The sequence below is a fragment of the Streptomyces sp. NPDC086549 genome, from assembly GCF_044746205.1.
In the GTDB taxonomy this organism is placed as follows: Bacteria; Actinomycetota; Actinomycetes; order Streptomycetales; family Streptomycetaceae; genus Streptomyces.
Genome location: NZ_JBIVBS010000002.1, coordinates 810,732 through 825,354, shown reverse-complemented (window position 1 = coordinate 825,354; position 14,623 = coordinate 810,732). Strand labels below are relative to the sequence as shown.

General features: G+C 72.7%; 15 protein-coding genes. 13 read left to right on the top strand and 2 right to left on the bottom strand.

The features are described 5' to 3' along the window. The first annotated feature begins 177 nt into the window (after positions 1 to 177). From ACIPSA_RS10410 to ACIPSA_RS10370, 9 genes are all read left to right on the top strand, one after another. Positions 178 to 597, top strand: coding sequence for an ATP-binding protein (locus tag ACIPSA_RS10410; protein ID WP_402631428.1), 420 nt, complete (start codon positions 178 to 180; stop codon positions 595 to 597). An 80-nt stretch (positions 598 to 677) separates the two neighbouring features. Next, complete coding sequence (locus tag ACIPSA_RS10405; RefSeq protein ID WP_402631425.1) at positions 678 to 1,643, top strand: hypothetical protein; 966 nt, start codon at positions 678 to 680, stop codon at positions 1,641 to 1,643. A 75-nt stretch (positions 1,644 to 1,718) separates the two neighbouring features. Continuing rightward, positions 1,719 to 2,090 (top strand): holo-ACP synthase, encoded by a 372-nt coding sequence (locus ACIPSA_RS10400; protein ID WP_402631423.1) that lies wholly within the window; start codon positions 1,719 to 1,721, stop codon positions 2,088 to 2,090. Between the two features lie 54 nt (positions 2,091 to 2,144). Beyond that, positions 2,145 to 3,599, top strand: coding sequence for an NAD(P)H-hydrate dehydratase (locus ACIPSA_RS10395; protein ID WP_402631420.1), 1,455 nt, complete (start codon positions 2,145 to 2,147; stop codon positions 3,597 to 3,599). 138 nt (positions 3,600 to 3,737) lie between these two features. After that, complete coding sequence (locus tag ACIPSA_RS10390; RefSeq protein WP_402631417.1) at positions 3,738 to 4,661, top strand: L,D-transpeptidase family protein; 924 nt, start codon at positions 3,738 to 3,740, stop codon at positions 4,659 to 4,661. Between the two features lie 48 nt (positions 4,662 to 4,709). Continuing rightward, the gene (gene alr, locus ACIPSA_RS10385) at positions 4,710 to 5,897 is read left to right on the top strand and encodes an alanine racemase (protein ID WP_402631414.1); all 1,188 of its coding nucleotides are present in this window, start codon (positions 4,710 to 4,712) and stop codon (positions 5,895 to 5,897) included. A 222-nt stretch (positions 5,898 to 6,119) separates the two neighbouring features. Then, on the top strand, positions 6,120 to 7,367 hold the full coding sequence (locus ACIPSA_RS10380) for an alpha/beta fold hydrolase (RefSeq protein WP_402631411.1): 1,248 nt from the start codon (positions 6,120 to 6,122) through the stop codon (positions 7,365 to 7,367). Beyond that, the gene (gene tsaE / locus ACIPSA_RS10375; RefSeq protein WP_402631408.1) at positions 7,336 to 7,845 is read left to right on the top strand and encodes a tRNA (adenosine(37)-N6)-threonylcarbamoyltransferase complex ATPase subunit type 1 TsaE; all 510 of its coding nucleotides are present in this window, start codon (positions 7,336 to 7,338) and stop codon (positions 7,843 to 7,845) included. Before ACIPSA_RS10380 ends, tsaE begins: the two co-directional genes overlap by 32 nt. 845 nt (positions 7,846 to 8,690) lie before the next feature. Then, positions 8,691 to 8,858 (top strand): hypothetical protein, encoded by a 168-nt coding sequence (locus tag ACIPSA_RS10370; protein WP_402631405.1) that lies wholly within the window; start codon positions 8,691 to 8,693, stop codon positions 8,856 to 8,858. A gap of 36 nt (positions 8,859 to 8,894) precedes the next feature. Here the strand turns inward: ACIPSA_RS10370 and ACIPSA_RS10365 are convergent, their stop codons facing one another. Next, positions 8,895 to 9,452 (bottom strand): hypothetical protein, encoded by a 558-nt coding sequence (locus ACIPSA_RS10365; RefSeq protein ID WP_402631403.1) that lies wholly within the window; start codon positions 9,450 to 9,452, stop codon positions 8,895 to 8,897. Positions 9,453 to 9,565: 113 nt separating this feature from the next. On the opposite strand from ACIPSA_RS10365, the gene tsaB reads away from it, so the two are divergent. Genes tsaB through ACIPSA_RS10345 form a run of 4 tightly spaced genes read left to right on the top strand, consistent with a single transcriptional unit; the run spans position 9,566 to position 12,102 of the window. Beyond that, positions 9,566 to 10,222 carry a tRNA (adenosine(37)-N6)-threonylcarbamoyltransferase complex dimerization subunit type 1 TsaB gene (gene tsaB, locus ACIPSA_RS10360; protein WP_402631400.1) on the top strand — a complete coding sequence of 219 codons (657 nt, stop codon included), beginning with the start codon at positions 9,566 to 9,568 and terminating at the stop codon, positions 10,220 to 10,222. A gap of 29 nt (positions 10,223 to 10,251) precedes the next feature. Then, positions 10,252 to 10,749: a ribosomal protein S18-alanine N-acetyltransferase gene (rimI, locus tag ACIPSA_RS10355; RefSeq protein ID WP_402631754.1), complete on the top strand. Its 498-nt coding sequence runs from the start codon at positions 10,252 to 10,254 to the stop codon at positions 10,747 to 10,749. After that, entirely contained in the window at positions 10,742 to 11,839 is a 1,098-nt protein-coding gene (tsaD, locus tag ACIPSA_RS10350) for a tRNA (adenosine(37)-N6)-threonylcarbamoyltransferase complex transferase subunit TsaD (protein ID WP_402631397.1), read from the top strand. The genes rimI and tsaD overlap by 8 nt, the downstream gene beginning before the upstream one ends. Continuing rightward, complete coding sequence (locus tag ACIPSA_RS10345; RefSeq protein ID WP_402631394.1) at positions 11,836 to 12,102, top strand: hypothetical protein; 267 nt, start codon at positions 11,836 to 11,838, stop codon at positions 12,100 to 12,102. The genes tsaD and ACIPSA_RS10345 overlap by 4 nt, the downstream gene beginning before the upstream one ends. A gap of 142 nt (positions 12,103 to 12,244) precedes the next feature. Here ACIPSA_RS10345 and ACIPSA_RS10340 read toward each other — a convergent pair whose 3' ends face one another. Further along, positions 12,245 to 14,575: a glycoside hydrolase family 3 N-terminal domain-containing protein gene (locus ACIPSA_RS10340; RefSeq protein WP_402631391.1), complete on the bottom strand. Its 2,331-nt coding sequence runs from the start codon at positions 14,573 to 14,575 to the stop codon at positions 12,245 to 12,247. Between the last annotated feature and the right edge of the window lie 48 nt (positions 14,576 to 14,623).

Here is a 14,623-nt window from a genome sequence, read left to right as displayed (position 1 = left end):
GATTACGCGACCGGCTTGCCGTTTCTTAAATCTAAGGTCTACCGTCGGTGACGCGACGAACACGCTGCGGAACTTCGGGGCGCCGGAAGCGCACCACTCCGTCCTGCCATGACGGCTGCGGCAATGCCACCGCCCGCGAACCGCAACTCCCCACCACCGAAGAACCGGAGCTGACGCATGCCCGAAAACGAATCCGAACCCTGGGAGTACTCCCTCTACATCCCGAACGACCTCCGAGCCGTCACCGTCAGCCGCCGCACCCTCCGGCTGATCCTTACCATGCACGGCCTGATCGGGCTCGTCGACACCGCCGAACTTCTCGCGGCGGAACTGGTGAGCAACGCCGTACGCCACACCAAAGGACCCGCTGCCCTGCGCGTCCGCTGGGCGCCGCCCGGGGTGCTGCGGATCGGTGCGTGGGACTCCGACCCGGAACCGCCCGAGCCCCCACGGCCGCCCGGCCAACTCCTCGACCTGGAAGACGGCCGGGGTCTGGCCCTGGTGCGGGCCTGCTCCGACCTCTGGGGCTGGCAGCCGCTGTCCAGGTTCGGCAACCGGGGCAAGTACGTGTGGTGCGAACTTACCGCGGCGGCCTGAACGATTTTTCGCCACTCGCAAGAGTGAACGCCTCACGATCGTCCGGACAGTCCGTCCCTTGATCTACTTAGGTTTCGCACATGGTCACATCAGCTCACGAGGGCATGCACCGCATCTTTCAGGAGCGGCCCGAGATCCTGACTCCCGTGTTTGGGCTGCTGGGCGTCCGGTTATCCGCAAAGGCGACCGTGGACGCCGTCACCACGGACGTGACGGAGGCCCGGCCACTGGAGCGACGCGTGGACACCGTGCTGCGTGTCGGTCCGTCCGACGGTGAGGACTTCCTGCTCGCCATCGAGTCGCAGTCGGGCAAAGACGAGGGAAAAGCGTCGAGTTGGGCGTACTACGTCGCCTACCTCCAGGCGAAGTACCGCCTGCCCGTGCTGCTTCTCGTGGTCGTCCAGGACAGGGCCACGGCCAAGTGGGCGACCGGCCCATTCGACTGCGGCGCGCGCGGCTGGACGGCCCAGCGGACGTATCCGCTGGTCGCCGGGCCGGACAATCTGCCGAAGATCACTGACGTCAGGGCCGCGGCGAAGAACCTCGCACGGGCGGTGTTCTCCGCCCTGGCACACGCCCGCAGCGCCGACTGTGAGGCCATACTGAGGGCAATCACAGCCGCCCTTCAGGAGATCCGGGAAACAGACCCCGAGACCGCCGACTACTTCTTCGACTTCCTGGAAATCAGCCTGGGTAACAGCCCAGCCGGACAGAAACTGAAGGAAATCATGTCGTTCGTCAGCTACTTCCCCGGCCGGGGGACGGTCCGCGAAACCGCCTACCTGGAGGGCAAGACAGAAGGCAAGACAGAAGGCAGAGTCGAAGGCAGGGCAGAGGGCAGGGCAGAGGGCGAGGCCAAGGGCATCCTGTCCGTGCTGGAGGTGCGGGGCATCCCCGTATCGGACAGTGTGCGCGAGCGCATCACCACCTGCACCGATCTCGACCGCATGGACGCCTGGCTGGAGCGTTCCCGCACGGTCGAGCGGGCCGAGGATCTGTTCGCCGAGGACCCGGACGTTCCGGGATCCAGTTCTGAACAGGCCTGAGCGTTGGCCGACCAGGCCGATCCGGTCGCCGGGGAGCCGAGCCCGCGGTCGTCAGGCGGATCGTAGAGTGCCTGGATGAGCATCATCGGGGTTGGCATCGACGTGGCCGAGATCGATCGGTTCCGGGCGTCCTTGGACCGTACTCCCGGGCTGGCCGACCGGCTCTTCGTGGAGGGCGAGTTGTATCTGCCCAGCGGCGAGCGGCGGGGTATCGCCTCGCTCGCGGCGCGGTTCGCGGCGAAGGAGGCGCTCGCCAAGGCCCTCGGGGCCCCGCCGGGGCTGCACTGGGTCGACGCCGAGGTGTACGTCGAGGACAGTGGGCAGCCGCGGTTGCGGGTGAAGGGGACGGTGGCGGCGCGTGCCGCCGAGCTCGGTGTGCAGTCGTGGCACGTCTCGCTGAGCCATGACGCGGGGGTGGCGTCGGCGGTGGTCGTCGCCGAAGGGTGAGCCGACCGGGTGAACGGGTGCGGTTCCCGGGGCTTTCGGGGGAGACTCGACCGCATGCGGACTGCGTACAGCGTGGAGACGGTGCGGGCGGCTGAGCGTGAGCTGATGGCCCGGCTTCCGGAGGGCGCCCTGATGCAGCGTGCCGCCGCCGGACTGGCCGCCGCCTGCGCCGACTTGCTCGGGCGGGTCTACGGCAGCCGGGTCGTGCTGCTCGTGGGGAGCGGGGACAACGGGGGTGATGCCCTGTACGCCGGGGCCCGGCTCGCGCGGCGCGGGGCCGGGGTGACCGCCGTACTGCTCTCCCCCGACCGCACCCATCCCGGCGGGCTCGCGGCTCTGCGGAGGGCGGGTGGCTCGGTCGTCCGGTCCGATGCCGCCGAGGGGATTGACGAGGGGATCGCCGAAGGGATCGTCGAGCGAGCCGATCTCGTCGTCGACGGCATCGTCGGGATCGGCGGGAAGGGCGGGCTGCGGCCGGAGGCGGCCGCGCTGGCCGCCGCGGCCGGGCGGTCCCGGGTCGCCGTCGTCGCCGTTGACCTGCCCAGTGGCGTCGAGGCGGACACGGGGGAGGTGCGGGGCGCTGCCGTCCGGGCCGATCTCACGGTGACCTTCGGGACCCACAAGCCGGGGCTGCTGGTCGATCCGGCGCGGGAGTTCGCCGGGTCGGTGCGGCTGGTCGACATCGGGCTCGAACTGCCCGCCGGGGCCGAGCTGGAGGCGTTGCAGCACTCGGACGTGGCCCGGCTGCTGCCGCTGCCGGCTGCGGAGAGCGACAAGTACCGGCGGGGGGTCGTCGGGGTCGCCGCCGGGTCGGCGCGGTATCCGGGCGCGGCCGTGCTCGCCGTCGCCGGGGCGTTGCGGGGCGGGGCGGGGGCCGTACGGTACGTCGGTCCGGCGGGCGACGCGGTGATCGCGCGCTTCCCCGAGACGCTGGTCTCCGACCGGGGGCCGCACAAGGCGGGGCGGGTGCAGGCCTGGGTCGTGGGGCCGGGGGCCGGGGACGACGCGGCGACCGTGGCGGAGGTGCTGCGGGAGGACGTGCCCGTGCTGGTCGACGCGGACGGGCTGCGGCTGGCGGACCGGAACGCGGTGCGGGGGCGCACGGCGCCGACGCTGATGACCCCGCACGCCGGGGAGGCCGCGGCGCTGCTCGGTGTCTCGCGGGAGGAAGTCGAGGCGGGCCGGCTGGGGGCGGTCCGGGAACTCGCCGGGCGCTATGGCGCGACCGTGCTGCTGAAAGGGTCGACGACCTTGGTGGCCGACTCGGCCGGCGGGGCCGTACGGGTGAACGCGACCGGGACCTCCTGGCTCGCCACGGCCGGGAGCGGGGACGTGCTGTCCGGGCTGGCGGGCTCGTTGCTCGCGGCCGGGCTCTCCGCGCTGGACGCGGGCAGCGCGGCGGCGTATCTGCACGGGCTGGCCGGGCGGTACGCGGCGGACGGGGCGCCGGCCGGAGCGCACGACGTGGCGGAGGCGATTCCGGAGGCCTGGCGAGACGTGCGGGACTGAAGCGGGGGCCTGTCGGGTGACCGAAGCGGGGGGCAGCCCGTCGGGTGACCGAAGCGGGGTCAACCCGTCGGGTGACCCTCGGGTGGCGTGACCGCGCGGCTCCCGGGATTCGGAGTCGCGGCACGTTTGTCTGATCGCATGATCTGCAGACGCACCGAGCCCGGTGGGCGTATCAAACACCGGGGCATCGCCGTGCTGCTCGCGGCGGCGACCGCTCTCCCTGTCGCCGGGACCGCCGCGGCCGGCACCTCCGGGACCTCCGGGGCCCCGGCGTCAGGCGGCCCGGAGACCGGGCTGGTGCCCGGTGTGCCGCCGAGGCCGTCGCAGCCCTGGCAGTTCGACACGCACGACCAGATGCTGCCGCCGAAGGTGTACAGGCCCAGCAAGAAGGAGCACACCGTCGAGCCGCGGGACGCGCCGAAGGGGGCGTACGACCTCATCGAGTACGTCCCGCCGGCCGACGCCGTCACCAGGGTGAGCTGCAGCAAGCAGGCCGGGCCCTACCAGCGCCAGGTGGAGCGGTGGCTGAAGCGGAAGGTGGACGGCAAGCAGTCCGCGGCGGACTGCAAGGCCATCCGGGCCTTTCAGGAGAAGTACAAGATCAAGCCCGCGATCGGTTTCGCCGGACCCGTCACCTGGGCCCGGATGATGCTGATTTCGGCACGGAAGAACCCGAACGCGGCCAAGAAGTGCCCCGCACGGACATACCGTGTCGCCTGCGTCGACCTCAGCCGGCAGCTGACCTGGGTGCAGAAGGGCCGCAAGGTGGTCTTCGGACCGGTGCCGATGCGCAGCGGGCGGGCCGGGTACCGGACCAGGAGCGGATGGCACACGATCTACTGGAAGCACAAGAACCACTGGTCGACGCTCTACAACCAGCCCATGCCCTATGCCCAGTTCTTCAGTGGCGGACAGGCCTTCCACGCCGTCTACGGCAGCATCTACACCACCGTCGGCTCCTGGGGCTGCGTCAACCTCACACTCCCCGACGCGCGCAAGCTGTGGAACGTGCTGAAGAAGAACGACCGGGTGTACGTGTGGGGCCGCCGGCCGGGCACGTAGGGCCTGCGAGCCGGGGCTGTCACAGGCCTCTGAGACACTGGGGGCGCGATGAGTAAGACAGCACCTGCGCCGACCGCGCCCCTGCGCGCCCGCGCCGAGATCGACCTGGCCGCCCTGCGGGCCAACGTGCGGACCCTGCGCGCCCTGGCGCCGGGCGCGGCTCTGATGGCCGTGGTGAAGTCCGAGGCGTACGGACACGGGGCGGTTCAGTGTGCCCGCGCGGCCGTCGAGGCGGGCGCCACCTGGGTCGGCACGGCCACCCCGGAGGAGGCCCTCGCGCTGCGCGCCGACGCCGGGCTGCCGCCGCACGTGCGCGTCATGTGCTGGCTGTGGAGCCCGGGCGGGCCCTGGCGGGCGGCGATCGAGGCGGACGTGGACGTGTCCGTCAGCGGCATGTGGGCCCTGCGGGAGGTCACCGAGGCGGCCCGTGCCGCCGGTGTCCCCGCGCGCGTGCAGCTCAAGGCCGACACCGGGCTCGGGCGCAACGGCTGCCAGCCCGGCGCGGACTGGGCCGAACTGGTCGGCGCGGCGCTGAGCGCCGAGCGCGAGGGGCTCGTCCGGGTCACCGGGCTGTGGTCCCACTTCGCCTGCGCCGACGAGCCGGGGCATCCCTCCATCGCCGCCCAGCTCACCCTCTTCCGGGAGATGGTGGCGTACGCCGAGGAGCAGGGCGTCCGTCCCGAGGTGCGGCACATCGCCAACTCCCCGGCCACGCTCACCCTTCCCGAGGCCCACTTCGACCTCGTACGGACCGGGATCGCCATGTACGGCGTCTCGCCCAGCCCCGAGATCGGCACCCCGGCCGACTTCGGCCTGCGTCCGGTGATGACGCTGTCGGCGTCGCTGGCGCTGGTGAAGCACGTTCCGGGGGGTCACGGCGTCAGTTACGGGCATCACCACATCACCGCGGGCGAGACGACCCTCGGCCTGGTGCCCGTCGGCTACGCGGACGGCATCCCGCGGCACGCCTCAGGGACCGGCCCGGTCCTGGTCGGCGGCAAGTGGCGCACGGTCGCGGGGCGGGTCGCGATGGATCAGTTCGTGGTCGATCTGGGCGGGGACGAGCCCGAGGTCGGCTCCGAGGCGGTCCTCTTCGGGCCGGGCGACCGCGGCGAGCCCACCGCCGAGGACTGGGCGCAGGCCTCGGGCACGATCGCATACGAAATCGTCACGCGGATCGGATCGCGTGTTCCTCGCGTCTATGTGAACGGGGAACAAGACAGGCAGAACGCGTAAGCCGCGCGGGGGGCCGGTACCGGCGACACGCCGGTTGCACCGGTTAGACCTGTTCCGGTTGCACCGGTTAGACCTGTTACAGACGGCAGCACCCGCGACACCGGCAACACGGGCAACACCGGCAACATCCGTAGGACCAGTAACGGCAACAGCTACACCCGCATCACCCAGCGAACTGCAGTACGGCGAAGTACGGCGAAGCACGGCGAAGAGGAGCGGTACGTGAGCGAGAGCAGTGCGGAGGCCGTCACGGACGCCGCCGCGGCGGTCGTCGCCTCCGCCGCGGGGGCGGCCGGGAGCTGGCGCAGGGCGACCGGCATCGCCGGCACCGCGATAGGTGTGCTCGCCGCGGGCGCGGCCGCCGGTGTCGCGATCGAGCGGATGACCGTGGGCCGCGGGATGCGCAGGAAGGCCCGGCTGGCACTGGACTCGGCGGGGCCGTACGGCGCACTGCGCGGCACGCCGGGCAAGGCGATCGCGGACGACGGCACCGAGCTGTACTACGAGGTCGACGACGTCGAGCCCGAGGGCGGACCGGCGCCCCGGCGGCGCCGGCTCTTCGGCCGCAAGGCGCCCGCCCCGGTCACCGTGGTCTTCAGCCACGGCTACTGCCTCAGCCAGGACTCCTGGCACTTCCAGCGCGCGGCGCTGCGGGGCGTCGTACGGACCGTGCACTGGGACCAGCGCAGCCACGGGCGGTCCGGACGGGGCGTGTCCCAGCTCCGGGACGGCGTGCCGGTCACCATCGACCAGCTCGGACGCGACCTCAAGGCCGTCCTCGACGCGGCCGTGCCCGACGGGCAGATCGTGCTGGTCGGGCACTCCATGGGTGGCATGACGATCATGGCGCTGGCCGCCCAGTACCCCGAGCTGATCCGTGACCGGGTCGTCGCCACCGCCCTCGTCGGCACGTCCTCGGGGCGGCTCGGCGAGGTCAACTTCGGGCTGCCGCTCGCCGGCGTCAACGCGGTGCGCCGGATCCTGCCCGGAGTGCTGAAGGCGCTCGGACAGCAGGCGGCGCTGGTGGAGAAGGGGCGCCGGGCCACGGCCGACCTGTTCGCCGGGGTGATCAAGCGGTACTCGTTCGCGGGCCGGGACGTCGACCCGGCGGTCGAGCGGTTCGCCGAGCGGATGATCGAGTCCACCCCGATCGACGTGGTCGCCGAGTTCTACCCGGCCTTCTCCGACCACGACAAGACCGACGCCCTGGCCCGGTTCGCGGACATGCCGGTACTTGTGCTGGCCGGGGTCCAGGATCTCGTCACGCCCAGCGAGCACAGCGAGGTCATCGCCGACCTGCTGCCCGACGCGGAGCTGGTCCTTGTCCCGGACGCCGGGCACCTGGTCATGCTGGAACACCCGGAAGTGGTCACCGACCGCCTCGCCGACCTGCTCACCCGCGCGGGTGCCGTGCCCGCAGGGGCTACCGTAAGTGGCTATGGAAGCACCAGCGCCGCGCAACCCGGCTGAGACCGAGCTGATCATCAACGCCCCCGAGCAGATGCGGGAGCTGGGCCGCCGTCTGGCCAAGCTGCTGCGCTCGGGCGACCTCGTGATGCTCAGCGGGGAGCTCGGCTCGGGCAAGACGACGCTCACCCGCGGGCTCGGCGAGGGGCTCGGCGTGCGGGGCGCGGTCACCTCGCCGACCTTCGTGATCGCCCGGGTGCACCCGTCCCTGGTCGACGGCCCGCCGCTCGTCCACGTCGACGCGTACCGGCTTTCCGGCGGGCTGGACGAGATGGAGGACCTGGACCTCGACGTGTCGCTGCCCGACTCGGTGATCGTCGTGGAGTGGGGTGAGGGCAAGGTCGAGGAGCTGACCGACGACCGCCTGCAGCTCATGATCCACCGGGCCGTCGGCGACACCACCGACGAGGTGCGGCACGTGACGATCGCCGGGCTCGGCGAGCGGTGGGCGGACGTGGACCTCGGAGTGCTGTCGGCCTGAGTGGTCCGGGGGCTGAGTGGCGCGGGGCCGAGTGGTCCGGAAGCCTGAGCGGCCTGGGGGCCCGAGCGGCCGGGGAGCTCCGGTGGTCCGGGAGCCTCGGTGGCCTGAGCGGCCTGGGGGCCTCGGTGGCCCGGTGGCCTGAGCGGCCTGGGGCCCTCGGTGGCCCGGTGGCCTGAGCGGCCTGGGGCCCTCGGTGGCCCGATGGCCTGAGTGGTCCAGAAGTCTCGGTGGCCTGGAGGCCTGAGCGGCTCGGGAGCCCCGGTGGCCCGGAGGCTTGAGCGGCCTGGGGCCTGAGCGGCCTGGGGCCTGAGCGGCCCGGGAGGCCCGGTGGCCCGGAGGCCCGGAGGCCTGAGCGGCCCGGGAGGCCCGGTGGCCCGGAGGCCTGAGCGGCCTGGGGGCCCCGTTGGCCCGGAGGCCTGAGCGGCTCGGCAGCTCCGGTGGTCCGGCAGCCCCAGTGGCCCCAGTGGCCCCAGTGGCCCCAGTGGCCCGGAGGCCCAGTGGCCCGGAGGCCCGGAGGCCTGAGCGGCTCGGGAGCCCCGGTGGTCCGGCAGCCCTGGTGGCCCCAGTGGCCCGGAGGCCCGAGCGGCCCAGAAATCCCCGTGGCTTGGAGGCCCGAGCGGCCCGGAAGCCCCGGCGGTCTGGAGGCTCAAGTGCTCCGGAGGCCTAAGTGGCCCGGAAGCCCCAGCCGCCGAGAAGCCCAGCCGCCCCAGGAAGACCGGCCCGACAAGATTCCGACAAGCCGTCGGCAAGATGTTGCGCTCGACGTAGCAGGCGTGGTCACATGGTACCCAGCCGGTAGTTAGGTGTACCTAACTACGCCCGCCCCCGCTCGTCAGGAGGCGTCCATGTCCGCTTCTCAGCCCAGGGTGCAGCCCCCGCCCCGTCCGGTTGCCGGGGTGACCGTGCGTGATCTGCTGGCCTCGTGCGCGGCCGCGGACGCGGTCTCCAGACCGCCGCGGGACCCCGAGCCGCGGAAGCCCGAACCGGTGCGGGAAGAGCGCGCGGCGGCATAGGGCCGGCCCTGTCTGGCCCTGGCCGGGGCCGTACGGCTAACGGATCACGACGACCCGCACCCCGATCGTCGCGAACTTCCACATGTCGTCCCCGTCCGCGCGTGTCTCCCGGATGCCGCCCGTCTTCACGGACAGATCGGGATCCGGCGCGGAACGGTCCATCGCGGCGCTGAAGCCGACGACCACCTCACCCACGCTGGTGAAGCGCACGACGTGCTCGATGGGAACGCCGTCGGTGCCGGTGACCGCGTGCGAACGGGACGTCACCGCGTACGAGCCCGGGAGCGGGTCGGCGCTGCCCGGGGTCACCTTGAACGTGCGCTGGACCCTGCCGTTCTCGCCGACCAGCCACACACGGTCGTCGTCCAGCGAGTACACGACCCGTTCACCCGTGCCGGAGCCGCTGGGCAGGGCGGTGGGATGCCTTTTGTCCCGGGGTGCCTTGGTGGCGGCCAGTGCGGGCGAGGCGCTGGCCAGGGGCCTGTCGCCGAGGCCGGCCGGGACGGTGGCCGACGCCTGGTAGGTGAGGAATCCGACCACCCCGACGGCCGCCGCGGTGAGCCCGGCCACGATTCCCGCGCTGGTCCCTGCCACGTGCGCCCACCTCTGCATCGCGTCATATGTCGTACTTCGTGCAGACGGTAGCAGCCGGTGACCACCCCACCGGGGCGGCCGTGCGAGCGGCGCGGGAGCCGTAGGCTGTTTGCGTGCTCTTGCTCGCTCTGGATACCGCCACCCCCGCCGTCACCGTCGCCCTGCACGACGGTGAGGCCGTCATCGCCTCGTCCAGCCAGGTGGACGCGCGCCGGCACGGCGAGCTGCTGCTGCCGGCCGTCGACCGCGTGCTCGCCGAGGCAGGGCTCAAGCTGGACGCCGTCACCGCGGTCGTCGTCGGCATCGGGCCCGGCCCCTACACCGGGCTGCGCGTCGGCCTGATGACCGCCGACACCTTCGGGCTCGCGCTGGGCGTCCCCGTGCACGGCGTGTGCACGCTGGACGGCCTCGCCTACGCCTCCGACATCGAGAAGGGCCCCTTCGTCGTGGCGACCGACGCCCGGCGCAAGGAGGTCTACTGGGCCGAGTACGCCGACTCGCGCACCCGGCTCACGGAACCGGCGGTCGACCGCCCCGCCGACATCGCCGACCGGGTGGCGGGCCTCCCCGCCGTGGGCGCGGGCGCGCTGCTCTACCCCGACGCCTTCCCGAACGTTCATGAGCCCGAGCACGTCTCCGCGGCCGCCCTCGCCTCACTGGCCGCCGAGAGACTGGCCGCGGGCGAGGAGCTCCCGGAACCCCGGCCGCTGTACCTGCGCCGCCCCGACGCCCAGGTCCCCAAGAACTACAAGGTGGTCACCCCGAAGTGACCGAGCCCGCAACCCCCCGACTGCGCGAGATGCGCTGGTGGGACATCGATTCCGTCCTTGAGCTGGAGAAGGACCTCTTCCCCGAGGACGCCTGGTCGCGCGGCATGTTCTGGTCCGAGCTGGCCCACGCGCGGGGCTCTGAGGCCAGCCGCCGGTACGTCGTCGCCGTCGAGGGCGACCGGATCGTCGGCTACGCCGGCCTGGCCGCCCAGGGTGAGCTGGCCGACATCCAGACCATCGCCGTCGCCCGCGACCACCAGGGCACCGGTCTAGGCGGAGTGCTGCTGATCGACCTGCTCCGCGCGGCGACCTCCTTCGAATGCACCGAAGTGATGCTCGAATGCCGTGTCGACAACATCCGGGCGCAGAAGCTGTACGAGCGCCACGGCTTCGAGCCCATCGGCTTCCGGCGCGGCTACTACCAGCCGGGGAACGTCGACGCCCTGGTCATGCGACTGACCACAGGATCCGACGGCGGCTCCGCCACGGGTTCAAGCTCCGTACAAGGAACCGAGATCAATGACTGACGAACCGCTGGTCCTGGGGATCGAGACCTCCTGCGACGAGACCGGCGTCGGCATCGTCCGTGGCACCACCCTGCTGGCGGACGCCGTGGCCTCCAGCGTCGACGAGCACGCCCGCTTCGGCGGGGTGGTGCCCGAGGTGGCGTCCAGAGCGCATCTGGAGGCGATGGTCCCGACCATCGACCGGGCGCTGAAGGAGGCGGGGATCAGCGCGAGGGACCTGGACGGCGTCGCGGTGACGGCGGGTCCGGGCCTGGCGGGCGCGCTCCTGGTCGGCGTGTCGGCGGCGAAGGCCTACGCCTACGCCCTCGGCAAGCCCCTCTACGGCGTGAACCACCTCGCCTCTCACATCTGTGTGGACCAGCTGGAGCACGGCGCGCTGCCGGAGCCGACCATGGCGCTGCTGGTGAGCGGCGGCCACTCCTCGCTGCTGCTGTCCACAGACATCACCTCCGACGTCCGCCCGATGGGCTCCACCATCGACGACGCGGCCGGCGAGGCCTTCGACAAGATCGCGCGCGTGCTGAATCTGGGCTTCCCCGGCGGCCCGGTCATCGACCGGTACGCGAAGGAGGGCGACCCGGGGGCGATCGCGTTCCCGCGTGGCCTGACGGGCCCGCGCGACCCGGCGTACGACTTCTCCTTCTCGGGCCTGAAGACGGCCGTGGCCCGCTGGATCGAGGCCAGGCGGGCGGCGGGCGAGGAGGTGCCGGTGCGCGACGTGGCAGCCTCCTTCCAGGAGGCGGTCGTCGATGTCCTGACCCGCAAGGCGGTGCGCGCCTGCAAGGACGAGGGCGTGGACCACCTGATGATCGGCGGCGGTGTGGCCGCCAACTCCCGGCTGCGGGCGCTGGCCAAGGAGCGCTGCGAGGCGGCGGGCATCCGGCTGCGCGTGCCGCGCCCCAAGCTGTGCACGGACAACGGCGCGATGGTGGCCGCACTGGGTGCGGAGATGGTGGCGCGCGGGCGGGCGGCGTCCAGCTGGGACCTGTCCGCGGACTCCTCGCTGCCCGTGACGGACCCGCACGTGCCGGGCAGCTTCCACGCCCACGACCATGTGCACGAGGTGAGCAAGGAGAACCTCTACTCGTGAGCGTCGCGCTGATGTGGGAGGCGAGGGCGACGGAGGGCCGGGGCGGGGAACTCGTGGCCTGGGCCCGGACCCAGGAGCTGCCCCGGTCGTCCGCTTCCCCGCTCCGCCGGGAGACCTTCCGTGCCCCGCAGGACCGGGTCCTGGTCATCACGTGGTGGGACGCCCCGTACGACGCCGACCTGCCCGAACTCCCCGAACCTCCGGCCGACTTGGCCTCCCGGCCGGTGCACCGGTGGCGGTTCGAGTCGGTCGGTGAAGGCTAGGGCCTGTCCGGCGGATCATGCCGCAGACGCGGGGTCTGGCACGCCCCCCAAGCTCTTCGAGCAGGGGGGACCCCCATGACCCCGCTCACCTGGGCTGATGAGGCGCCGCTGCTTTCCTGCGACCTGATCCGCCGGACAGGCCCTAGCGTCCCCGGTCGGTCCGTCGGTCGCGCTCCCGTGTCTCGCACCGCAGCCGCCTGCCGGGCCCGAGGACCCGCACCGGGCCCGTGAGCGTCAGGTGTGCCGTGTGCCGTACGTCCGCGCTGGACGCCGCCAACCGCAGCTCCAGCGCGCCCGGTTCGACCACCCGCGCGCCCGAGCGGTCGGTGAAGGCCGACAGGTCCGCGTGGAAGCGGAAGGTCACCCGGCGGGACTCGCCGGGGGCCAGTTCCAGCCGGTGGTAGCCGATCAGGCGTACGTCGGGGCGGGTCACCGACGCCACCGGGTCGTGCAGGTACAGCTGGACCACCTCCGCGCCCTCGCGGTCGCCGGTGTTGCGGACCGTCAGCGAGAGGTCGTACGAGCCGTCCGTGCCGATCGCCGGGGCCGTGCCCTCGAAGTCCTCCCAGGCGAACGTCGTGTACGAGCGGCCGTGACCGAAGGCGTACAGCGGGGTCGGGTCCAGGTTGCTGGCCTCGCCCGCCAGGCCGAGCGGCGGCTGGAGGTACGTCCACGGCTGGCCCCCGGGGACGCGCGGCACGCTCACCGGCATCCTCCCCGAGGGGTTCACGCTCCCCGACAGCACGCCCGCCACTGCGGGCCCGCCCTCCTCGCCCGGGAAGAACGCCTGGACCACCGCTCCCAGCCGGCCCTCCCAGCGGCCCAGCGCGTAGGGGCGGCCGGTCAGCAGCACCAGGACGACGGGGACCCCTGCACCGACCAGCGCGTCCAGCAAGTCGCCCTGTACGCCGGGGAGTCGCAGGTCGGCCACATCGCAGCCCTCGCCCGACGTGCCCCGCCCGAACAGCCCGGCCCGGTCGCCCAGGACCGCGACGCACACGTCCGCCTCCGACGCCCGTGCCACCGCCTCCTCGAAGCCGGACGGGTCCGGGTCGGACACCCCGCAGCCCTCCGCGAACGTCACCTTGGCGTCCGGGAGTTCGGCGCGCAGGGAGTCGAGGACCGTGGGGATGTCCACTCCCGTCGGTACCTCGGGGTGGTGCGTGAGGACATGGGACGGGAAGGAGTAGCAGCCCAGCATCGCGAGGGCGTCCGCCGCCCGCGGGCCGACCACCGCGACACGGCTGTCGGGGGCCAGTGGCAGCAGGCTGTCCGGGTTGTCCAGGAGGACCACGGACTCCTCCGCCAGCCGGCGGGCCAGGGCGCGGTTCGCCGCCGAGTCCAGGTCGACGGGGCCGTCCGGCTCCGGCTGCCAGGTCTCGTCCAGCAGGCCGAGCTCGCACTTCTGCAGGAGTACCCGGCGGGCCGCCCGGTCCACCAGCGACTCCGGGACCGTTCCCGCGCGTACGGCCGCCACCAGCGGCTTTCCATAGCACTTCAGCGTCGGCAGCTCGACGTCGATGCCCGCCTCCAGCGCCCGGTGCGCCGCCTCGGCCGGGCTGCCGGCCACCCGGTGCAGCGTCTCCAGGAAGCCGATACCGAAGTAGTCGGCGACCACCGTGCCCGTGAATCCCCACTCCGCCCGCAGGAGTTCGGTCAGCAGGCGCGGGTCCGCGGAGGCGGGGACGCCGTCCGTCTCGTTGTACGCCGCCATCACCGAGCGGGCGCCGCCCTCGCGCAGTGCCATCTCGAACGGGGGCAGCGTGACGTCCGCGAACTCCCGTACCCCCGCCCGTACCGGTGCCAGATTCCGTGCCCCCGCCGAGGACGCGTACCCCGCGAAGTGCTTCAGCGTCGCGATGACCCCGGCCGACTCCAGACCCCGTACGTACGCCGTGCCGATCGTGCCGACCAGGTACGGGTCCTCGCCGATCGTCTCCTCCACCCGGCCCCAGCGCGGGTCGCGGACCACGTCCAGCACGGGGGCGAGGCCCTGGTGGACGCCGACCGAGCGCAGGTCGTCGCCGATGCGGCGGGCCATCGCCTCGACCAGGGACGGGTCGAAGGTCGCTCCCCAGGCGAGCGGAACGGGGTACGCCGTCGCGCGCCAGGCCGTGAAACCCGCCAGGCACTCCTCGTGGGCGACCGCAGGGATGCCGAAGCGGCCCGCTTCCGCGATACGCCGTTGGGCGCGGGCCAGTGCCCGCGCGCCCAACGCCGGGTCCACGGGGGCCGTGCCGAAGGAGCGGGTGAGCTGGCCGAGGCCGAGGGCGATCAGCTCGGCCCAGTCGTCGTCGGTGGAGCCGGCGGTCATCTCGCGCTGGAGCGGGGCGACCCCGTCGCCGTCCGTGGCGGCGCCCACCCACACGCCGTACAGCTGTGCTGTCTTCTCCTCCAGGGTCATCCGGGAGAGCAGGTCGTCGACACGGGCGGCGGCGGGCAGGGCGGGGTCGCGCCAGGGAGCGGTGGTCATGAAACTCCTGTCGGAGGTCGGTGAGTTTCAGGAAGTCGGTGGGGCGGT